The 21,174-nt window shown below is 44.1% G+C and carries 17 protein-coding genes; 12 read left to right on the forward strand and 5 right to left on the reverse strand.

What is annotated here, in order from left to right; all coding sequences use genetic code 11:
* Nucleotide 1 precedes the first annotated feature (1 nt).
* From QGN29_RS05695 to QGN29_RS05725, 7 genes are all read left to right on the forward strand, one after another.
* Nucleotides 2-2,185 carry an alginate lyase family protein gene (locus QGN29_RS05695; RefSeq protein WP_310799728.1) on the forward strand — a complete coding sequence of 728 codons (2,184 nt, stop codon included), beginning with the start codon at nucleotides 2-4 and terminating at the stop codon, nucleotides 2,183-2,185.
* Between the two features lie 7 nt (nucleotides 2,186-2,192).
* A complete protein-coding gene (locus tag QGN29_RS05700) occupies nucleotides 2,193-2,561 on the forward strand; it encodes a cupin domain-containing protein (RefSeq protein ID WP_310799729.1) in 369 nt (122 codons plus the stop codon).
* Nucleotides 2,551-3,822: an MFS transporter gene (locus tag QGN29_RS05705; protein ID WP_310799730.1), complete on the forward strand. Its 1,272-nt coding sequence runs from the start codon at nucleotides 2,551-2,553 to the stop codon at nucleotides 3,820-3,822. Before QGN29_RS05700 ends, QGN29_RS05705 begins: the two co-directional genes overlap by 11 nt.
* Nucleotides 3,823-3,850: 28 nt before the next feature.
* Nucleotides 3,851-4,603 (forward strand): SDR family NAD(P)-dependent oxidoreductase, encoded by a 753-nt coding sequence (locus QGN29_RS05710; protein ID WP_310799731.1) that lies wholly within the window; start codon nucleotides 3,851-3,853, stop codon nucleotides 4,601-4,603.
* Nucleotides 4,604-4,619: 16 nt separating this feature from the next.
* A complete protein-coding gene (eda, locus tag QGN29_RS05715; protein ID WP_310799732.1) occupies nucleotides 4,620-5,273 on the forward strand; it encodes a bifunctional 4-hydroxy-2-oxoglutarate aldolase/2-dehydro-3-deoxy-phosphogluconate aldolase in 654 nt (217 codons plus the stop codon).
* Entirely contained in the window at nucleotides 5,263-6,294 is a 1,032-nt protein-coding gene (locus tag QGN29_RS05720; RefSeq protein ID WP_310799733.1) for a PfkB family carbohydrate kinase, read from the forward strand. The genes eda and QGN29_RS05720 overlap by 11 nt, the downstream gene beginning before the upstream one ends.
* Before the next feature lie 190 nt (nucleotides 6,295-6,484).
* Nucleotides 6,485-7,048, forward strand: a complete 564-nt coding sequence (locus QGN29_RS05725; RefSeq protein ID WP_310799734.1) for a DUF7010 family protein — start codon at nucleotides 6,485-6,487, stop codon at nucleotides 7,046-7,048.
* Nucleotides 7,049-7,050: 2 nt separating this feature from the next.
* On the opposite strand, the gene QGN29_RS05730 is transcribed toward QGN29_RS05725, so the two are convergent.
* The 5 genes from QGN29_RS05730 to gcvA all read right to left on the reverse strand — a co-directional run bounded on the left by QGN29_RS05730 (nucleotide 7,051) and on the right by gcvA (nucleotide 12,458).
* Nucleotides 7,051-7,956 (reverse strand): alpha/beta hydrolase, encoded by a 906-nt coding sequence (locus tag QGN29_RS05730; protein ID WP_310799735.1) that lies wholly within the window; start codon nucleotides 7,954-7,956, stop codon nucleotides 7,051-7,053.
* Nucleotides 7,953-8,405, reverse strand: a complete 453-nt coding sequence (locus QGN29_RS05735; protein WP_310799736.1) for a DUF3237 domain-containing protein — start codon at nucleotides 8,403-8,405, stop codon at nucleotides 7,953-7,955. Before QGN29_RS05735 ends, QGN29_RS05730 begins: the two co-directional genes overlap by 4 nt.
* Nucleotides 8,395-9,906: a BCCT family transporter gene (locus QGN29_RS05740; RefSeq protein ID WP_310799737.1), complete on the reverse strand. Its 1,512-nt coding sequence runs from the start codon at nucleotides 9,904-9,906 to the stop codon at nucleotides 8,395-8,397. Before QGN29_RS05740 ends, QGN29_RS05735 begins: the two co-directional genes overlap by 11 nt.
* A gap of 2 nt (nucleotides 9,907-9,908) precedes the next feature.
* Complete coding sequence (locus tag QGN29_RS05745; protein ID WP_310799738.1) at nucleotides 9,909-11,429, reverse strand: carboxylesterase/lipase family protein; 1,521 nt, start codon at nucleotides 11,427-11,429, stop codon at nucleotides 9,909-9,911.
* A 96-nt stretch (nucleotides 11,430-11,525) separates the two neighbouring features.
* Entirely contained in the window at nucleotides 11,526-12,458 is a 933-nt protein-coding gene (gcvA, locus tag QGN29_RS05750; protein WP_310799739.1) for a transcriptional regulator GcvA, read from the reverse strand.
* Nucleotides 12,459-12,586: 128 nt separating this feature from the next.
* Between gcvA and QGN29_RS05755 the strand changes: the two genes are divergently transcribed.
* The 5 genes from QGN29_RS05755 to QGN29_RS05775 all read left to right on the forward strand — a co-directional run bounded on the left by QGN29_RS05755 (nucleotide 12,587) and on the right by QGN29_RS05775 (nucleotide 21,170).
* Nucleotides 12,587-13,375, forward strand: a complete 789-nt coding sequence (locus QGN29_RS05755; protein ID WP_310799740.1) for an SDR family oxidoreductase — start codon at nucleotides 12,587-12,589, stop codon at nucleotides 13,373-13,375.
* 45 nt (nucleotides 13,376-13,420) lie between these two features.
* A complete protein-coding gene (locus tag QGN29_RS05760; protein WP_310799741.1) occupies nucleotides 13,421-14,404 on the forward strand; it encodes an NADPH:quinone reductase in 984 nt (327 codons plus the stop codon).
* A gap of 17 nt (nucleotides 14,405-14,421) precedes the next feature.
* Complete coding sequence (locus tag QGN29_RS05765) at nucleotides 14,422-16,017, forward strand: tetratricopeptide repeat-containing sulfotransferase family protein (RefSeq protein WP_310799742.1); 1,596 nt, start codon at nucleotides 14,422-14,424, stop codon at nucleotides 16,015-16,017.
* 167 nt (nucleotides 16,018-16,184) lie between these two features.
* Entirely contained in the window at nucleotides 16,185-18,509 is a 2,325-nt protein-coding gene (locus QGN29_RS05770) for a TonB-dependent receptor (protein ID WP_310799743.1), read from the forward strand.
* Nucleotides 18,510-18,782: 273 nt separating this feature from the next.
* Nucleotides 18,783-21,170 (forward strand): TonB-dependent receptor, encoded by a 2,388-nt coding sequence (locus QGN29_RS05775; RefSeq protein WP_310799744.1) that lies wholly within the window; start codon nucleotides 18,783-18,785, stop codon nucleotides 21,168-21,170.
* The last annotated feature ends 4 nt before the right edge of the window (nucleotides 21,171-21,174 follow it).

Consider the following 21,174-nt stretch of genomic DNA (forward strand, 5'->3'; position numbering starts at 1 on the left):
GATGAAGAGAGTTATAACGCCCATACTTTTCTTGATTTTTCTGGTTTCTTTTGGGGCAATTGGCAAAGATCATCCTTCCTTAATTCTGACTTCATCAGATGTGAAGTTGATGCAAGAGGGTTACGGAAAATCTCCTCTCTTTAGAACCAATGTTGACCGTGTTCAACGTGAGTTAGACGCTGAAATGCAGCGCCCTCTCGCAGTACCTGTGCCTAAGGATGCTGGTGGAGGATATACGCATGAGCAGCATAAGAAAAACGGCCGCCTGATTATGAATGCTGGCGTTCTTTATCAGGTGAGTGGAAAGCAAAAATATGCTGACTTTGCAGCCAACTTATTTTTAAAATATGCGGCGCTATATCCTTCTTTAGGTGAGCATCCTAAGAAGAAAAACCAAGCCCCAGGGCGTCTGTTTTGGCAGAGCTTGAATGAGAGTGTATGGCTTGTAATGGCAATCCAAGGGTATGATGCTATTTATAAAGCTCTTGACCATAGAACACGTCAAAATATCGAACTTAACGTCTTGCGTCCTATGGCAGACTTTCTCTCTGTTGGGCAACCAAAAACATTTGATAAAATCCATAACCATGGCACTTGGGCAGCAGCGGCCGTTGGAATGACCGGCTATGTTATTGGGGAAGATGACTATGTTGAAAAAGCGCTTCTGGGGTTGGATAAATCTGGAAAATCAGGGTTTTTGAAACAGCTTTCATTGTTGTTTTCGCCGGAAGGGTACTATGCTGAGGGGCCCTATTATCAGCGGTATGCCCTCATGCCCTTTGTCTTGTTTGCACAGGCAATTGAAACCAACCAACCTGAGCGTAAGATTTTTGAATATCGCAATTCAATCGTTATGAAAGCCATCTATACCACTGTTCAATTGAGCTATAATGATCTTTTCTTTCCAATTAATGATGCCATCAAAAGCAAAGGCCTTGATACCATGGAGTTGGTGAGCGGCCTAGCTATTGCTTATGGTATGAGTGGTGATAATCAACTTCTTGATATCTCTGCTCGCCAGAAAAGAGTTGCCTTGACCGGAGGCGGAGCAAAAATAGCCTTGGCCCGTGACGCCGGAAAAATAGTGCCTTTTCAATTTAAAACAATGAAACTGAGCGACGGCGCTGAAGGGGATGAAGGCGCGCTTGTGATCCTACGCTCTTCAGATAAGCCAGGACATCAGGCACTTGTATTGAAAAACACATCTCAAGGAATGGGACACGGTCATTTCGATAAACTCTCTTGGATTTTTTATGATAATGGTCAGGAGATTATTACGGACTATGGCGCTGCGCGGTTCTTAAATGTGGAAGCCAAAAATGGAGGCCGCTATTTGCCTGAAAATAAAAGTTGGGCAAAGCAGACCATTGCGCACAACACACTGGTCGTGGATGAAACCAGCCATTTTCATGGGAAATGGAAAGACGGTCAAAAGAAAAGTCCAGAACAGCTCGCCTTTGATGAGACTGAAACAATCCAACTTTCTTCTGCAGTTATGAGAGGTGCCTACGAGGGCGTTGCCATGACACGTACGATAGCCTTGATTAAGGATCCTGAATTAGAATTTCCAGTGACGCTTGATGTGTTGAAAGTTGATGCAACTCAGCCTCACCTCTATGACCTTCCTGTTCATTATAATGGCCAATTAATGGATCAGTCAGTTGTCTTGAAATCTGCAACCTCAGGCATGAGAGCCTTAGGGGATAAAAATGGGTATGAACATTTATGGTTAAAGGCAGTTGGAACGCCTAAAGAAGGCAAGCTTGCACGATTTACATGGTTAACAGATAATCGCTTTTACACATTAAATACAGTCAGTGAAGAGCAATCTCAGTTTTTATTCACTGAGCTTGGGGCACATGACCCGAACTTTAATTTGCGGCGTGAACAAGCGATTATCCACCGGATTCCAAAGGGTGAAAAAACAATATTTGTCAGTCTTTTAGAGCCACATGGGGATTATAACCCTGCTGTTGAATATACACTAGGCAGTCATAGTCAGATTAAAAGTTTGAAGCTTCACAAGCGTGGTTCGTATCAGGCGATAACTTTTACAACTGTCTTTGGCAAGCGCTGGATTTTGACACTCTCTTATGATCAGGACAAGCAAAAAACTCATCAGATAAAGCTTGGTGATAAAGAAATTAGTTGGCAGGGATTTTATAGCCTGCAGACGGTGGAGTGAAAAGATTATGGATACTTCTGTTAGTGAAAAATTTCTACTGTCCGAGTCCTTGCCAAAAGAGCAAGTGGCGAAGGGCGTGTTTCGACAGATACACGGCTACAATAAGGACATTATGTTAGTCCGCGCTTATTTTGACAAAGATGGTATCGGTGCGATGCATAATCACTTCCACTCACAAGTGACATACGTTGAGAGTGGTAGATTTGCTGTGACCATAGACGGCGAGGAAAAGATTTTAGCTGCAGGAGACAGTTTTTTCATACCGCCGCATGAAGATCACGGGGCTGTTTGCCTTGAAGAAGGGACATTGGTCGATGTCTTTTCTCCCGTTAGAGAAGACTTTTTGAGAGGGGAGGGCCTTTATAATGAAGATTAACGGACTGAGATGGTATATCGTATCGCTAGTGGCGCTCGCGACCATTATTAACTATATTGATAGAGGGGCGCTTGGATTTCTCTGGCCTGAAATATCCAAAGATTTGGGCCTGACGAAAACAGATTATGCAATAATTTTGAATGTCTTTACATTCTCATATGCTTTTGGACAGACCCTTTTTGGGAAAATCTTTGATTGGATTGGGACTAGGACTGGCTTTATACTTTCGATTGTTGTCTGGTCTGCAGCGACAATGCTGCATGCCGTCGCAACCTCTTTAACAACTTTTGCTATTTTTCGAGCTATTCTCGGGGTGTCTGAGGCAGGAAACTGGCCGGGTGCAACGAAGGCAAATGCAGAATGGTTCCCCATTAAGGAGCGCGCATTAGCACAGGGAATTTTTAACTCTGGTGCAGCGATAGGCGGCATCGTCTCTCCTTTGATTATTGGCTATCTTTTTGTCTTTTTAGGCAGTTGGCAGGCAACATTTGTTGTGATTGGCCTATTAGGCTTTTTATGGCTTGTTCCTTGGCTCATCTTATATAAATCCGGACCCGATAGCCATCCATGGCTTGGTGATGAAGAGCGTGAATATATATTAACCGGTCAGAAGAATACGGAAACAAATTCTGAAGCTGATTACGCGCCCACTTCTAAAGAGATATTATCCCGCAAAGAGAGTTGGGGGGTCATTCTTGCCTCTTTCTTCCTTGATCCCATCTGGTGGCTTTTTGTGGGCTGGTTACCGCTATACCTTTCTGAAACATATGGTTTCGGTGTTGCTGAAATTGCAGTCTATGCTTGGATCCCATACGTGGGCGCTATGTTTGGGGCTTGGTTTGGTGGATTGCTGGCACAGAACCGTATCAAAGCGGGCTGGACTGTGAATAAAACAAGAAAATTTGTGATTGGGCTTGGCGGCTTAATCATGCTGGTCTCACTCTTGATGACAGTAAAAGCGTCATCGCCCATTATAGCGGTTCTTTTAATGGCCGCCATATTATTTGGTTTTCAGACAGTGGTTGGTAATATTCAGACACTACCGAGCGATTTTTACAGTGGTAAATCTGTCGCTTCGCTTGCAGGATTTGCAGGCACAGCAGCGAAACTTGCTGTTGTAGGTCTGAACTTCCTAATCCCTATTATCACAGTGAATAGCTATGCTCCTGCATTTGTTGTTGGAGCGGCCCTTGCCATTCTGACAGTGGCTTCAGTCTGGCTTCTGTGTGGTCGAATTCAACCTTTAAAACCTAAAACATAAAATTATCTTCAACTGAAGGATTCAGAACATGAAACTAGAAAATAAAGTAGCAATCGTCACTGGTGGTGGCCGTGATATCGGTAAACAAGTTTCTCTAAAGCTTGCTGCTGAAGGCGCAAAAGTTGTAGTAAACTATTTCGATAGTGAGGAAGAGTGCCAAGCCACTGTTCAAGAAATTAAAGATGCAGGCGGTGAAGCAATACTTGTCTACGGTGATATGACCAAAGAAGAAGATGTTGCAAATCTTGTTGCTCAAACGACCAAGGCTTATGGGAATTCAATTGATGTACTTGTCAATGTCGCTGGCGGCCTAGTTGCTCGAAAGACAATCGGCGAGATGGATCTTGATTTCTTTGAATTTGTGATGAAACTTAATCTTACAAGTACATTCCTTGTGACAAAGGCAGTGGTGCCTCATATGTCTTCTGGGGCTTCTATAGTTAATTTTGCGTCTCAAGCTGGCCGTGATGGCGGGGGACCTGGTGCGTCTGTTTATGCCACATCTAAAGGGGCTGTGATGACCCTTACACGTTCCTATGCAAAGGAATTTGGTCCAAAAGGCATTCGCGTCAACGCACTTTGCCCAGGCGTCATTAGCACCACCTTCCATGATACTTTCTCAAAAGATGAAGTGCGCAAATTCTTGCAAGGCGCGACCCCCCTAAAGCGTGAAGGTAATCCAAAAGAAGTGGGTGATGTTGTTGCGTATCTTGCTTCAGACGAGTCTTCCTTCCTGAATGGCATTAACTTGGATGTTAATGGTGGATTGTTAATGTCATAAGTGCATTAGGCTTGATATGATTTACGATAAACTTAAAAAAATGGCTGTGGTGCCTGTCGTCGAGATTGAGGACAGTCACCAGGCAGTCCCCGTGGCAGAAGCCTTAATAAATGCGGGACTGCCTGTGATAGAAATTACTTTCAGAACGGACGCTGCATTAGAGGCCATTAAAAATATTGCAGATCAGTACCCTAGTTTTCTCATCGGAGCTGGAACGATTTCGTCTGTCCAGCAAGTTCAAGAAGCTGTGGATGCAGGGGCAACATTTATCGTGACTCCGGGTGTGAATATTCCTGTTCTTACTTATTGTAGAGATATGAAAATTCCTGTGATTCCAGGCGTTTGTACACCTTCAGATATTGAACGTCTTTTAGGCTACGATCTTCCTATGTTGAAATTTTTCCCCGCAGAAGCAGCGGGGGGTGTTGCAATGTTAAAAGCGCTCGCTGGGCCTTATGGTGCCATACAATTTATGCCAACTGGTGGGATCTCTCCTGAAAATTTAGAGTCCTATCTTTCTTGTGGTAATGTGAGTGTATGTGGGGGATCATGGATTGCAGCCAAAGGCCTGATTCAAAAGGCTGATTTTGAAGAAATTCAAAAACTTGGTGAAAAAGCGGTGGCTCAGGTCTCTTCAATTCGAGCAAAGGGGCAGTCATATGCGGCATAAAGTCATAACATTTGGAGAAATGCTACTCAGGTTGAAAACGCCGGGCTATGAGCGGTTTTTTCAGACGCAAGCCTTAGAAGCTACTTTTGGCGGTGCAGAGTCTAATGTGGCTGTCGCGCTTTGTAATTACGAAATGGATGCGTCTCATGTGACAGCTGTTCCAGATAATGAACTTGGCATCGCAGCCATTCAAGAGTTGCGTCGATTCGGAGTTGATACTCGGTTTATCAAGAAACAAGGCGAACGCCTAGGGACATATTATCTTGAAGCTGGGGCTGCTCAGAGGCCAAGTCGTGTGGTTTATGATCGGGCATATTCGTCTCTCGCGATGGCCCAGCCAAGTGATTTCGATTGGGAAGAGATCTTTAAAGGGGCCACTTGGTTTCATACATCAGGTATTACGCCAGCGATTAGTCAATCAGCCGCTGATATGTCTTTAGAAGCTATGAAGGCCGCAAAAGCACGCGGTGTGACGACGTCTTTAGACTTAAATTACCGGGGTAAGCTATGGACCTATGGTAAAGGGCCCAAGGACGTCATGCCGGCCCTTGTGGAACAAGCAGATCTTGTGATTGCAGGCCGAGAAGATTGTCAAAAATGCCTGGGTATTGATAGCGACATTCCCGCAGAAGAAGATATCGCACAGCTTGATCATTTTCATGATCTCGCGGATGAATTCCTCAAAAAATTTGACAGTGTCAGCAAATTATCCATCACTCTTCGGCAGTCAATGAGTGCTAATTATCATCGGTGGTCAGCCTGTCTATGGGACCGAGATAGTAAAGTTGTAGCTGATATATACAAAATTAAAAACATCATAGACCGAGTGGGAGGCGGGGATAGTTTCGCTTCCGGATTGATATATGGTTTAACTCATTATAAAACCGCACAACAAGCTTTGGATTTTGCTACAGCTGCCAGTTGTTTGAAGCATTCAATACCAGGAGACTTAAATCGAGTGACAGCTTCGGAAGTAGAATGTTTAATGGCTGGGGATAGTACTGGCCGAGTGCAGAGATAAGAACCTCCGATTTATTAGCAAATATTGTGGACCAGCTGCTAATGAATCAACGGTGGGAAGAGGAGTAATCCTCTTCCCTTTTTCTTTACCGGGTCTAATCTTTTTCTAGATTAATATGAAGCTTCTCAAAACCTTTAATTGAAAGTATGAAGATACTCTCAAATATAGGAAATCGGGTCGGAGTAAATACATGCAAGAAAGAAGTCTCGAAGTACAGCGCGACGAGTATAAGAGAAGACGGTTCTTAGCCATGCCCCTAGCAGGGACAATAATGTGGTTTGCTGTCGGTATGGCTAGCTTATTTTTAGAAGGCTATCAGCTTGTGTTGATGACGTATATATGTGTCGGTTCTATTGCCTATCTCGGGATGTTTTTATCGAAGCTAACTGGAGAGGATTTTCTTGATAAATCGAAACCAAAGAATGAATTTGATACTCTATTTATGATGACAGTTATGATGTCATTTCTTGTTTTTTCTATTGCTATTCCCTTTGGCCTTCAAGATCCGCAATCTATTCCGTTTTCCTTAGGTATTTTAACAGGATTGATGTGGTTGCCTTTGTCCTGGACAATCAAACATCCTATAGGAATTTTACATGCTGTTGGAAGAACAGTTGCCTTGCTGTTGATTTGGTTCCTTTTCCCAAATGAGACATATACGCTTATTCCATTTACAATTGTTGGGATTTATCTGGTTGTCATATTTGTCTTGGAACGTCGCTGGAAACAGTTTCAGGTGAATGAGATACCCTAAGCTTATCTTAGCCGTTTCACCCAATTTGCAAAAAGCATGATCCACTGATCGGTGCCATCTTCAGCCCGGCCTAAGCCAAAGCCATGACCGCCTTTTGGGAAAAGATGCATTTCCATAGGGACCTTATGTTTGGCCAGCTGTTCAGCGTAAAGAGTGCTTTCACTATAGTGACAGACATCATCGTCCATTGAATGAACAAGAAAGGCAGGGACAGTATTCTCTGTCACAAGATTGAGCAGACGATTTGCCTTGATTTCGTGTGCAGTCATAGGCCGGTGATAGAGACTGTTCTCAAGCCATTTTTGATTTTCTACATTTAAGCGGGTAACACCGTAGATAAGGGCAGAAAAATCAGGGTTCTTGTCTGAATCTGAATCAGTCCAGAGGCTCGCGACTGTCGCGAGATGGCTGCCTGCAGAAAAGCCCAATAGGCCTATTTGCCCTTGGATGCCATACTCGGGCGCCCTTGTTCGCAATATTTTCAAGGCCTGCCTGACATCCTGTAGGGGAACTTGGTGAGGTCGATGAAAAGCTTGTTTTTTGGGTAGACGGTATTTAAGAACAATGGCTGTGATCCCTTGGCCAGATAGGGTTTTCGCGACGTCATACCCTTCATGAAGAAGGGCTTCTACTTCATATCCTCCTCCAGGTAGAATAAGCACAGCCTTGCCCGAATTATCTCCTTGAGCATGATAGATGGTCATGGTTGGCACAGTAATATCGTAGCGACATATATATCCACCGCAATCAGCTTCATATTCTTTCAAATTGTGAGGCTTGTTGTTGGGTATTTCTCCGCTCGGCCACAGGGGTATGATAACAGGTGCTCTCGAGAATTCTCCTGTTTGTTCAGCACCCGTCGTGAAGGATACGATTATTAAAAGAAAGAAACTGAGAGGCTTAATCATAGGAGTGCAAAGGCCCTATATTCTACTTTATTCCCAGTTTCTCGTGCTTCTGCAACTGCCATGGTTCTATTGAGCCATTGATATTTTTCATGACCAGTTTCAAATTGCATTTGGACTTGGAATAAGGTTTCGCCATAGTCATAGCCAAGGCCTTTTCGAAGGCGCTCGGACAAGCTTTCATTAAATTGATATAAGCCTTGGTATGTCACATAAATCAAAGCATCATCGTGTGTCACAAAGGTTTTACGCACATCGATTTTCGAAAGACCATCATTGACAATCATCATCCAGTCAGCAGAAACGCCGTCTTTGACATAGCCGCTCAGTCGTGGCCCCTCGAACTGACCCCCAGTGACTTGATAAATATACCGTGTACCATAAGGGGTTGTTCCCACATTCTGGATTTCTTTGACGTCGCTGTCAAAGGTCATCAAATAGTCAAGTTTCATGAGGATCCTCCTTGAGCCATCTAAGCAGTGTTCGTGTCATGAAAACGAAAGCGAAAGCGATCGGCAGCCCAGAGAGAAGAGTTGCAGACTGCACAACTTTTAAACCGCCAATGAACATCAATCCAATGGGAAGAATTCCCAAGAAAAAAGCCCAAAAGAGTCTATGCCACCGCGCGGGGTTTTCCCCAGCATGGAGCTCTTTTGTCGCTGCGGATGCGAGTGTGTAACTGGCTGAATCATAGGTTGTTGCCACAAAGATTATGACCACAAGGGTAAAGACCACAAGAGCAACTTTGCCAAGCGGTAAGCTGCTGATCACCTTTGCAATGGCAGTGAACCCCTCACCGCCATTCACCATCGAGGCAACAGGTAAGATATTTTCTAATTCTAAGAAAAGCGCATAATTGCCCAAGATGATATAAAAAGCCCATGCGCCTAAGCTGCCATACGCACACATAGATAAAATAATTTGCTTTATGGTGCGGCCTTTAGAGATGCGTGTCACGAAGATGCCTACATAGGGTGCAAACGCGAGCCACCAGGCCCAGTAAAAGATGGTCCAGTCTTGTACAAATCCTGTTTCTTTTATTGGGTCCGTCCAAGTGATCATGGTAAAGACGTTGTTGATCATCGTTCCGATGCTTTCAGTACCCATGGCGAGAATAAAGCCTGTAGGCCCAGCGACCAGAACAAATAGTAAGAAGACAATAGACATATAGAGATTGGCATCAGCCAATTTTTTAATGCCCTTTTCCAAGCCGAGATACACTGAGGCAGCAAATAAAGAAACACAAACCACGATGACAAAAATATCAAGTGGTACACCACTTTCAATACCAGTTAATTCAGATAGGCCAGCGGAAACCATCGGCGTCGTCAAAGCGAGAGATGTCCCTGCCCCACCAATAAGACCAAACATAAAAGCCAAATCAATAACCTTTGCCCATGGGGATGTGGCTGCTTTATCGCCCAGGATAGCAGCGCTGAGCCTCAAATATGGAATTTTCTTTTTGTAAAAGGCATACCCAATTGCCACTGTTGGTAGGGCGTAAATACACCATGCTGTGAAGCCCCAGTGAAAAAGACCATAGCTTGTGGCCCATTTAATGGCATCCATCGACTTTGGTTTAGCCCCAAAGGGCGGTGCATCATAATAAAAGGCCCATTCAATACCTGCCCAATAGAGCAGACCGCCGCCAACGCCTGCGGAAAAGAGCATGGCTATCCAACTTGTTGTAGAAAATTCAGGAACATCATCTGGATCCCCGAGCTTGACCGAACCATATTTTCCAAAAGCCAGCCAACCCAAGAGGATCATTGTGGCTATCGCCACCCACTGAAAGAGCAAGCCCATATTCGAAGCAACCCAGTCATATAGCTGTGTAATAAACGGGCCCATTGTTTTATTCATCAAAATCATGGGCACAGCAACAATAAGCATACTCACAACAGCAATAAAAAAAGTTGGTTTATCTATAGGTTTATTATGGTCATCAGCCATTCTTACATTCCTTTAAACAGGCGGCAAATCGCCTGAAAGTTATCGGTATTTTTTCGGATCGGGCTATCTAATTCCTGAATATAGGGATCAGGCGTATCATAGTTTGGCCAAGTGGGTACTGACGGACCGTTCGGATTGCCAGTGGCAGCGAAATTAACCCAGTAACTGACCATTGCAGCGGTTAACGCTCTGTCTTCTTCCTCTGTGGGGAGCCATGAATCGTGCGTATTAAAAACATAAGGAATTTCTGCACCGTGATAGGCAAGAAGTTTCTCACTTCCCTTTCTTGCACGAGAGAAATTATAAACATAGCGCTCTGAGGAAAGTGCATTGGCCAGTCTTAAACTCGGGCAGGTGAAACTTTCCAGCGTGGTGATAAAGTCGAGCTGCAGTGATGGCTCGCTATATTTCTGTGCCGCAAAGGCTCTGATTTTTGGATCGTAATTTTTCAAGGCCTTCGCATTAATTTCAGCATCTTGAGAGAGATACATGAGCATTTCATTTGCATTGCTGCCAATTAAGAGAGGGATATCGCTTTGATACGCTGGTTCAGCTAACACATTCTGACCATCATGCACTGGATAATGATAGTAGCCAATCCCTGTTTTTCTCGGCCAATCAAGGAACTGAGGCCAGTCTAAGCGTCTTGCTTGCTCAAGTGAGGATAGGGTCAGTTTATGATAAAATTGCCGGCTCTTCTCAGCGGCTTCTTCTTGACTGATTGTTGGGTAAGGTCCTAGGGCTCCGCTCTGAATGATGGCTTTATGAAAGAGGCCTTTTGAGGCGGGGTTGAGCATTAATGCAGCGATGTTACCCCCTCCAGCACTTTCGCCGAATAGGGTGACATTCTCTGGATCACCGCCAAAAGCATGAATGTTTTTTTGAACCCACCTTAGCGCCGCGTTGAGATCTGAGAGGCCGTAATTATTGGCAAAGGCATCTTTATTTTGGCCAAAGGGGGTCGGCAAAAAACCAAGCGGTCCCATTCGATACTGGACGGAAATAATCACCACATCTTTTGTTGCAAGGAACTGGCCTCGATAGTTTGGCTCATAGGACCAGCCATTCACATTCGCGCCACCGTGAATCCAAACCATGACAGGCTTCTTCCCGTCATGGCTCTTTGTCCATATATTGAGATGAAGGCAATCTTCAGAAATGGAAGTGAGATCTGGAATCAGCGATGGGTCCTTCTGAAACCCTTTGGCGACATCTCTATACCAATCAGGATTGCCCTGATCTTGAGGACAGGCTGCAGGAAAATGTATGGCTTCGATGGGCGCCTTATATAAAAAATCTTGTGCAGGCTTAAATCTTAGAGTGCCCGTGGGGGCTTGGGCATATTGAATGCCGCGGTAAGAATACACACCATTTGGCTCACGTAAGCCAGTGATTTTCTGCCCCTGAATGGATGTGACAGCTGTTGTTTCTTTTGCAATAGTTTTTTGTGCAATACTTGAGATAAAGTAAGCCAAAGCAGCCATCGTGAGTAAAAAAACAAAATGTGATCGTCGCTTCAACATCTATTAATCCTGTCAATTTCATAGGATCATGCGCATATTGAACCCCAATTACAAATGAGAATAATCCGTCTATGTAATAGTTTTTCTCACACCATCCTATGTTATTAGAGAGGCGAGACGGCGGGACTTTAGATCCTCATCTTCCTCTAATTTTTCTAGGAGCCACTCTCTAAACTGCTTTACCTTTTTCACTGTTCTTTTTTCAGAAGGGCACACCAAGTACCAATTGCCTGGCGCTGGTGTTGTCAGGTCTTTGAAGGGGCGAACGAGAACGCCGCTGTTTATTTCTTCCTCGACATAGGGTTGCATGCCGAGGGCAATCCCAAGGCCACGTACTGCAGTCTTGAGCGCATGGTCATATGAATCGAAGTTAATGCCAGAGCTTAGATCAATATTCTCAACCTTATATTTATTGAGCCAGACAAGCCAATCCCGCTCTGAAGGGTAAACTTGCAGGATGGTGTGATTAGCTAGGTCCGTTGGCTTTTCAAGGGGAGTTTCACCCTCAAGCATGCTCGGAGCACAGACGGGAAAAATCTCTGGGGAGAATAGATATTCAAAGAAGAGATCACTCTCTTCAGGGTGGCCGATCATAATGGCCAGATCTATATCTTGGTTGTTAAAGTCCACATCAATCTGTGATGTATTAAGGCGAACTTGATAGTCGGGATACATTTCTGAGAATTCAGGCAAGCGTTGGATAAGCCACCGAATTGCGAAGGAGGAATAGGTTTGAATAGTTAAGACATTGCTTTGATGGGGTTGCAACAGGACTTTCGTTCCTTCTGAAATTCGGTCAAACGACTCGCGAAGGACAAGAAAGTATTTTTTACCGGCTGAAGTTAACTCCACGGACCGAGGGTAGCGAATAAATAATTCAGTCAAGAGATGGTCTTCAAGTTTCTTTATCTGATGTGAAATCGCTGAGTGAGAGACAAAAAGTTCGTCCGCAGCATCTCTAAATGAACCAAGACGTGCCGCTGCTTCAAAAGCTTTCAGAGCGTTTAGAGGGGGGAGTTGGCGCCTCACTGAGGTATCCTTTCTCATATCAAAAATATCATTGAGTTAGTTTTTCTCACCCTAGTGAATGTAATATCAAATTGTCAATAGCTCTTAAACCCTTCATTTATATAGGGTGATCTTAGGAGGTGGTTTTCATGCAGTATGAAAATAATTTACTACAAAATAAACGCGTGATTATAACGGCGGGTGCTGGAGGCATCGGCCTGGGCATGGCAGAAGCTTTTGTTGCAGCTGGGGCAGCTGTATCCATTTGTGATGTGGACGATCAATCATTTGCTGACATAAAGGACAAAGGCATTGTGCATTGTGGCCAGGCGAATGTAGCGTCTTTTGATTGCATGCAGGCGTATTTTGAAGACGCCTTAAAGGCATTGGGTGGGCTGGACATACTAGTGAATAATGCTGGAATCGCAGGGCCAAACGGACTGATGGAAGATATTGACCCTGAAGAGTGGCGGAAAACAATTGATGTAGATTTGAACGGTGTTTTCTATGCGACGAAATTGGCAATTCCTCATTTAAAGAAAAATGATGCAGGGTCGATTTTAAACATTGCCTCAAGTGCTGCATTTTTTGGGTATCCAAATCGGGCACCCTATGCGTCAGCGAAATGGGCCGTTGTCGGAATGACGAAGACAATGGCAATGGAATTGGGGCCTCACAACATTCGTGTGAATGCCATTTGTCCAGGAAGTGTGAACGGGGACCGAATTGACCGAGTGATCCGGGCTGAATCAGAAAGTAGAAATATATCTGAGCGGGAAGTCATGGATAGTTATTTAAAACATGTCTCCTTAAAAACCTTTGTTGATAAGGAAGATGTCGCCAATGCAGCGCTTTTCCTTTTATCAGATTTAGGCAGGCGTATTTCAGGGCAAATTATTGGTGTTGATGGGCATACAGAGTCACTGAGTCAGCATTAAATTGATCAAATCATAGAGTAATTGAAGAAGAGAGTAGGACAAGAAATGAAGGCTGTTTGGTATGAAACGACTGGTGAGGCTGAATCAGTATTAACGATTGGGGAAATTGCTGTACCTGAGTTGAATGCTGGAGAAGTGATGGTGAGAGTGCATGCTTCAGGAGTTAATCCTTCTGACGTAAAAACACGGGCTGGTGCTAGAGGCCCTCTTGCTTTTGATCGCGTTATTCCTCATTCAGACGGAGCTGGTGTGATTGAGGCTGTCGGTGCGGGTGTTTCTACAGAGCGTATTGGGGAGCGTGTTTGGATCTGGAATGGCGCATGGGCGCGGGCGATGGGGACCAATGCTGAATATATTGTAGTTCCCGCCGAACAAGCAGCGCATTTGCCTGATGCCGTGAGTTTCGAAGCAGGGGCTTGTCTTGGCATTCCAGCTTCTACAGCTTACTATGGTGTATATGCTGACGGCTCTGTAGAGGGGAAAACTATCCTTGTCACAGGCGGTGCTGGCGCTGTTGGTCACTATGCTATTCAATTTGCCAAAGCGGGCGGTGCGAAAGTTATTACAACGGTTAGCGGCCCTGAAAAAGCAGCCCATGCTGAGACCGCGGGTCCCGACGCAGTGATCAATTATAGAGAAGGGGATGCAGCAGAAGCCATTTTGGCTGCAACGAACGGAGAAGGCGTTGATCGTGTTGTCGAGGTTGAATTTGGTGGAAATCTAGAGGTAACCAATAAAATCTTAAAACCAAATGGTGTTGTTGCGACCTATGGTTCAATGGGAGATATGGAACCTAAATTGCCCTTCTACCCAATGATGTTTAATTGCGTAACTGTGCGAATGTACCTTGTATACCTATTGTCACAAGAGGCGCGTGCATTGACTGTCAATGGTGTGAATGAATGTATTAAGGACCCTTCATTTAAGCATATGATCACAGAAGTTTACCCTTTTGAAAAAACTGCAGAAGCGCATAAAGCTGTTGAAAGTGGAACGCTTATTGGTAATGTTGTCGTTAAAGTCAAATAACGAAAGCAGTCTGCATCATGGTGGCCGTAGATTCAGCATCTGAAAAGCTTCATCAAGCCTATGCACTTTTCCAGAAAGGGCAGATTGAAGAGGCTGAATCTCTGAGCCGAGATCTATTAAGAAAAGATCCGAATAATGTTTCAGCACTTCGATTATTAGCTGAGATAGGAATTCAAGTGGGCGTCTATGAAGAGGCAGAAAATTTGCTTCTTCATTGCTTAGACTTAGCCCCTGATTTTACCCTTGCTCGTTTAAATTATGCTGCCTTGCTTGCCAAGCGAACGCGCTATCAAGAGAGTATGCTTGAGCTAAAGCGTTTACTCGAAAGCGAGCCTGATAATGTTGCTATTCTTGTGCAAAAAGCTTCGGTTCTTGTGAGCCTCGGTGATTTTGACGCAGCGGAAAAATTATACCGAAATTTGACAAAGAGGCTGCCTGAGCATGCTCATATTCAATTGTCACTTGGTCATGTTCTAAAAACAAAAGGGGATGTGGCAAAAGCTATTGACGCTTATCGGGCTGCTATTGCACTTGAACCAGCGATGGGGGAGGCCTATTGGTCTTTGGCTAATTTAAAAACATTCACTTTCACGGACGCGGATATTCTGCAAATGAAAGAACAGATGTTGGTTGAACAGCCCAAGGCACAAGATTTTGTGCATCTCTGTTTTGCTCTTGGCTATGCTCTCGAGAAGCAAGGTGATGTGGACGGTTCTTTCGCAGCTTATGCAAAAGGTAATCAGGTGAAGCGGCACATTGTTCACTATGATGCGCGAACGCATTGCCAGGATATGTTGCGCCAAAAAAGATTTTTTTCACCGGCTCATTATGAAAAGAAAGGGATGGAGGGCTGTGATGATTCTGCCCCTATTTTTATCGTCGGTCTCCCTCGTGCGGGCTCCACACTCATCGAGCAAATTCTCTCTTCCCACTCTCAGGTGGAAGGAACAATGGAATTGCCCGATATTATTTCTATGGCCCGCCGCTTGAGCGGAAAAAAAGTTGTCACGGATAAAGGAAACTATCCTGAAATTCTATCTACTCTTTCCTCAGAGGACATTGAAAACTTAGGGGAAGAATATATTGAAAGGACGAAGGTGCATCGGTCTGGCTTGCCTTTCTTTATTGATAAGATGCCAAACAATTTCATGCATATTGGGTTTATAAAAGAAATTTTACCAAAGGCAAAAATTATTGATGCCAGACGCCATCCGATGGCTGGATGTTTTAGCTGTTTCAAACAGCTCTTCGCAAAGGGTCAAAACTTTACATATTCTTTGAACGATATCGGGAATTATTACTGCGATTATTATGAAATAATGGAGCACTGGGACACTGTTTTACCGCAAGCCGTTCACAGGGTATATTATGAAAAAATGATTACTGATACGGAAATGGAAGTGCGCCGTTTGCTAGACTATTGCGGCTTGCCTTTTGAAGAAGCATGTCTCACATTCTATCAAAATGACCGAGCAGTGCGGACGGCCAGTTCGGAACAAGTTCGCCAGCCCATTTACCAAAGTGGCCTTGAGGCATGGAAGCCCTATGAAGGCCACCTTGCGCCCCTTCAAAAAGCACTTGCTCATGTATTGCCGAAATATCCGGCACTCTAAAAGATAAGCTTAACCTTTAGTTTTATTCATACAATTTGCTGGGTTTTTGATGATTTTCCCTATTCAAGGGTAAATTTAATTCATGTCAGTGTATGAAAAGGTCGTTTGCCTAATTCTTTCTGCTTCCCTAGCCTGCGAGATGGGAAAAATATATTCTGGAGGGAAATATGAAAGAATATTCAAAAGCCACGTTAAAAGTGGCACTGTTAACTACAACTGTTATGTCAGCACCGCTGGCGGCTCAGGCACAAGATGATGAAATGATGCTTGAAGAAATTGTCGTTACCGCACGTAAGACATCTGAATCTATGCAGTCAGTTCCTATCTCAATTCAAGCTTTAGGCCAGTCTAAACTAGAGGATGCTAATGTCGGAGGTTTCTCTGATTTTACCAAAATGCTGCCAAGCGTCTCTATCGCTTCCGTAGGCCCAGGGAATGCCCAAATTTATATGCGGGGTATTTCTGATGGCGGGGATGGTAACTTTTCTGGGACAAATCCGAGTGTGGGTGTCTATCTAGACGATCAACCTGTAACGGCAATTGGGCGTGTGCTGGACGTTCACATGTATGACATTGCTCGTGTGGAAGCTCTCTCTGGACCGCAAGGCACGTTATACGGGGCAAGCTCTCAGGCGGGAACCATAAGAATTATTACAAATGAGCCAGACCCATCAGGGTTTTCAGCCGGCATTGACATGAGTGCTGGATTCACCAGAAAAGGTGAAGAAAGCTACTCACTTGAAGGGTTTGTCAATGTGCCTGTGTCTGATACTGCAGCGCTCCGTGTTGTTGGATGGCATGTGAGTGATGGCGGATATATTGACAATGTGAAAGGCGCAAAAGTCTTTACAGTTGATGGATTAAACAATGCTGGAAATCCAGCTACATCGCGTATCAGAGTCACCAATGATGACTATCTAGAGAAAGACTTTAACGATGAAGAAAACACAGGGATGCGTGCAGCGTTAAAAGTAGACCTCAATGATAGTTGGACGGCAACAGCTAAATTGATGCATCAAAAGCAAAAGACAACAGGTGTTTGGGATCACGACCCTGAAGATGTTGGGGATTTAAAGGTGCAGCGCTTCTTTGAGGATCGCGGAGAAGATAAATTCACTCAAGCCGGGTTAACCATTGAAGGTGAAGTTGCAGGCATGGATCTTGTCTATGCTGGATCCTACCTAGACCGTGATGTTCAATATGATATTGATTATAGTGAATATGCGGCATACTCAAGCTTCATCCCTTACTATACGTGTGATTTTGATGCGAACTATTATTTCTTGACGGACACTTGTACAGACCCACGCATTCAGTTTGATCAAGAATCTAAATATAAAGTTCAAACTCATGAAATTCGCCTTCAGAGCGCTCAGGATAAACGCTTAAGATTCATCGCAGGGTTATTCTATCAGGATGCTGAGCATGCTTACGACAATCAGTGGCGTATTCCAACACTGCGCGCTGGTAAACGAGCAGATGATAACTTTACAGGGAATGTCTCTGGCCATTATTCAGATTCATACTTCATTACTGATCAAGTTAGGACGGACACAGAAAAAGCAGTGTTCGGGGAAGTGACTTACGACATTAATGAACAGCTTTCTGCGACAGTTGGGGCAAGGTTTTTCAAATCCAGCAGTAAGCTTGAGGGTGTGGTTGCTACATTCTGGTGGAATGGCGAATTGTTAGATTTAGAGTCGTCAGAGAGCAGTTCGATTTTTAAATTCTCACTTGATTATCAGGTGAATGATGATGTGCTCTTGTATGGTACGGTCTCTGAAGGATTTAGACCTGGTGGTAATAATCGGGTGACAGGCACATCGGCAGGTGCAACCTATAATTCTGATCTGATTACAAACTATGAATTTGGTTGGAAATCTACATTGGCAGATGGTCGGGCGCGTTTTAATGGGTCGATCTTTGTGATGGATTGGTCCGACATTCAATTAACACGCTTTGATCCTAGCATCTCTCTCCTTGGCTTAACAGCCAACGTGGGCAGTGCCAAAGTGAAAGGGTTAGAGACCGACATCACTGTTGCCGCAACAGAGTCGCTTACTTTGTCAGCAAGCATGTCGTATATTGATGCATCACTGTCAGAGAATTATGCTGTTGATGTTGCCAATATAGACAGCAATCCTGACGCGCCTGAGGGAACACGATTGTCAATGATCCCTAAATTTAAGGTGCATATGAGTGCACGCCAATCCTTTGAATTTATGGACTATAGCAGCTTCTTCCAAGCGTCTCTAAGTCATCAGGGGAGTTCCTATAATGACTTTTTCATAAACAACAGAGAAAAACAGGCTGGCTATACAATCGCAGACCTTTCAATTGGTATTGAGGAAGATGATTGGTCCTTAATTCTGTTTGCGGAAAACCTCTTTGACGAACGTGCTGAAATGTACCGCAACTCTATCGATTACGATAGTCGGATCACAACGAACAGACCGCGTTCCTTCACTGTTAGATATTCGAAGCAGTTCTAGACCATCGTCGAATATCATGATTTTAGAGAATATTATGGGGCCCTTCGGGGCCCTTTTTTGTGAAGTCTATTAGGATCAAGGGCTTAAAATTTTTCAACTGAAACTCTCGTACTAAGCATCATAATTATTGAAAGTAGTTGAATTTTTACCTCTTGAACCCTTTTAAGGATTAGTTTTTCTAAAGCTAGAGTTGAGATAAACAGTTTGTATTCGGTGTGTGAACTATGGTTAATTAAAGATGGGATCGTATCGTAAAGCTTTTGGGAGGATAAAATGATCAAAAATTTACGGGAAAAACATCATCTGAAATTGTTAGCGGGCGTTTCAGCTTATTCGCTTTTGATGATGACGCCGCAGGCAAGTTATGCTCAGGATGCTGATAAGGACGACGATGATGATATTGAAGAGCTGATCGTTATTGGTACAAAGTCAGCCTCTAATATTCAGGATGTGGCTCAAAGTATCACTGCGATTAGCGGGGAAACAATTGAGAAAGAAGGGTTGATGAACTTGGCGGATTATGCCCGGTCGATCCCTTCACTCACTTTTTATGCCTTGCAGCCAGGCCGGAATCAAATTGTATTCCGCGGTGTTTCTACTGGCACAGACGAATTTAGGACAGATAGTTCCACATCTGTTTATTTTGATGAGCAACCGATGACTGCTATCAGTCAGCAAATTGATCCGCGCATGGTCGATATTCAAAGAATTGAAGCTTTGCCTGGACCTCAAGGAACTCTGTTTGGATCTTCCTCCCAATCAGGGACTATTCGCTTCATTACGAATAAACCCGATACTTCAGGTTTTGGTGGTCAGGTAGAAGCATCGGTTGGCTTTACTAAAGGCGGTGAAGCAAGTTATGACATCAACGGTGTTCTGAATATTCCACTCACAGATGATTTGGCTGTACGGGCTGTCGGTTTTAAAGTTCAAGACGGTGGCTATATCGATAATGTGTTTGGGACAGGGCTAACCGGATCCTATGATAACAGTGATGTTGTTGAAGATGATTTCAATGACTGGGGTGTTTATGGAGGCCGTCTCTCTGCAAAATGGGATGTGAGTGATACATGGTCTGTTCTGGCAACAGGCATGTATGAAAAATCCGAATCTAACGGAGACTGGAAAACAGACCCCTCAGCTGGGGACTATGCGATTGTTCGTTTCCGTGATGATTTCCGAAATGATGAATGGTGGTCAGCAGCCTTAACAATCCGTGGAGATTTGGGCTTTGCAGATCTGGTTTCTGCAACCACCTATCTTGACCGTAAAATCAGTTATGAGTGGGACGGGTCCACCTATGATGCTTGGCGCTCAAGTTATTATGAGACTTTTGGTAATTATGCGGCTTACTATGCGCTCCAAGAAACTGGAGATCGTAAATCATATACCTATAACAATCAGACTCAAAAAAGATTCACGCAAGAAATTCGCCTGTCCTCTAAAGGGGATAGCCGGTTCCAGTGGATGGTCGGTGGCTTTTATGAAAAAGTAGAAGATGACTGGGATTGGGGCACTAAAGTTCCAGATTATTTTAGTACAAAAAGTTATGCGTCTGCCAATTACTGGTCATGCTATTATGCCTATTACGAGCCTGCCTTCCAGTGCCCGTTAAAATCAGGCGATCGCTATTATTCACAGCTATATGATCGCACGGTTTCTCAGGTCGCTGTTTTTGGTGAGCTTTCTTATAATTTCACAGATAACCTCATGGCTGTCTTTGGGGCGCGTTGGTTCGAATTTGAACGGGACCGCACAGAAATTAATCAGTGGCCATTCGGTCTGCCGCCCGAGGGTGTCACAGGTGATTTTTATGGTGGAACTGATATTATTCAGGCAAAGAATAATGACACTGTCTATAAGTTTGGCCTAGAGTATCGTATTGATGACGATCGAATGGTTTACTTTAACTATAGTGAAGGCTTCAGACTTGGCGGTGTAAACTCGCTGAGGGCTGCAAATACTGGCTTTGTTCCACGCGAATACGGTCCTGATACTTTAACCAACTATGAGGCTGGCCTAAAAAGTCAATGGTTGGATGATCGACTGACGTTAAATCTTTCTGTCTTCAGAATGGAGTGGCAAGATATCCAGCGCAGTGTTTGGTCTAATAGTGTTTGGTGGCTAAACGGGAATGTGAATGGGGGTGAAGCTGTGTCAAAAGGCTTTGAAGGGTCTATGTGGGCACAAGTCACACCGCGCTTAACATTCAATGCCAATTTATTCCTTTCGGATGCGAAATTAAAAGATCCTATCCTGAATAGTGATGGATCAATTGGTGTCGCAGCAGGGACAGATCTCACCTTTGCACCGTCCAGTAAATATTCCTTTGGATTTGAATATACTATTCCTGATGCAATGTGGGGGGCAGACTTTTGGGTTCGCTATGATTTTTGGGGACAAGCTTCACAGCTACAAAACCAATATACTGGCTTAGTTATCCCGTCTTATAACGAGAGCAACCTAACCGCAGGTCTTTGGAAAGAAGGCGATTGGGATGGCACACTTGCTATTTATAATCTCTTTGATCAGCGTAATATCAGCTCAATTGATGAGGGTGATAATTATGCTGCAGATTATTTCGGAACGAATATGTACCGGAATATGCAAAATGTTAATCGTCCTCGGACACTTTGGCTCACGGTTAGAAAACGTTTCTAATTAG

The organism is Temperatibacter marinus, from assembly GCF_031598375.1.
In the GTDB taxonomy this organism is placed as follows: domain Bacteria; phylum Pseudomonadota; class Alphaproteobacteria; order Sphingomonadales; family Kordiimonadaceae; genus Temperatibacter; species Temperatibacter marinus.

Bases quoted from the DNA above. Each gene is read 5' to 3' on its own strand.
- QGN29_RS05695 (WP_310799728.1), top strand. From the start codon at position 2: ATGAAGAGAGTTATAACGCCCATACTTTTCTTGATTTTTCTGGTTTCT.
- QGN29_RS05700 (WP_310799729.1), top strand. From the start codon at position 2,193: ATGGATACTTCTGTTAGTGAAAAATTTCTACTGTCCGAGTCCTTGCCA.
- QGN29_RS05705 (WP_310799730.1), top strand. From the start codon at position 2,551: ATGAAGATTAACGGACTGAGATGGTATATCGTATCGCTAGTGGCGCTC.
- QGN29_RS05710 (WP_310799731.1), top strand. From the start codon at position 3,851: ATGAAACTAGAAAATAAAGTAGCAATCGTCACTGGTGGTGGCCGTGAT.
- eda (WP_310799732.1), top strand. From the start codon at position 4,620: ATGATTTACGATAAACTTAAAAAAATGGCTGTGGTGCCTGTCGTCGAG.
- QGN29_RS05720 (WP_310799733.1), top strand. From the start codon at position 5,263: ATGCGGCATAAAGTCATAACATTTGGAGAAATGCTACTCAGGTTGAAA.
- QGN29_RS05725 (WP_310799734.1), top strand. From the start codon at position 6,485: ATGCAAGAAAGAAGTCTCGAAGTACAGCGCGACGAGTATAAGAGAAGA.
- QGN29_RS05730 (WP_310799735.1), bottom strand. From the start codon at position 7,956: ATGATTAAGCCTCTCAGTTTCTTTCTTTTAATAATCGTATCCTTCACG.
- QGN29_RS05735 (WP_310799736.1), bottom strand. From the start codon at position 8,405: ATGAAACTTGACTATTTGATGACCTTTGACAGCGACGTCAAAGAAATC.
- QGN29_RS05740 (WP_310799737.1), bottom strand. From the start codon at position 9,906: ATGGCTGATGACCATAATAAACCTATAGATAAACCAACTTTTTTTATT.
- QGN29_RS05745 (WP_310799738.1), bottom strand. From the start codon at position 11,429: ATGTTGAAGCGACGATCACATTTTGTTTTTTTACTCACGATGGCTGCT.
- QGN29_RS05755 (WP_310799740.1), top strand. From the start codon at position 12,587: ATGCAGTATGAAAATAATTTACTACAAAATAAACGCGTGATTATAACG.
- QGN29_RS05760 (WP_310799741.1), top strand. From the start codon at position 13,421: ATGAAGGCTGTTTGGTATGAAACGACTGGTGAGGCTGAATCAGTATTA.
- QGN29_RS05765 (WP_310799742.1), top strand. From the start codon at position 14,422: ATGGTGGCCGTAGATTCAGCATCTGAAAAGCTTCATCAAGCCTATGCA.
- QGN29_RS05770 (WP_310799743.1), top strand. From the start codon at position 16,185: ATGAAAGAATATTCAAAAGCCACGTTAAAAGTGGCACTGTTAACTACA.
- QGN29_RS05775 (WP_310799744.1), top strand. From the start codon at position 18,783: ATGATCAAAAATTTACGGGAAAAACATCATCTGAAATTGTTAGCGGGC.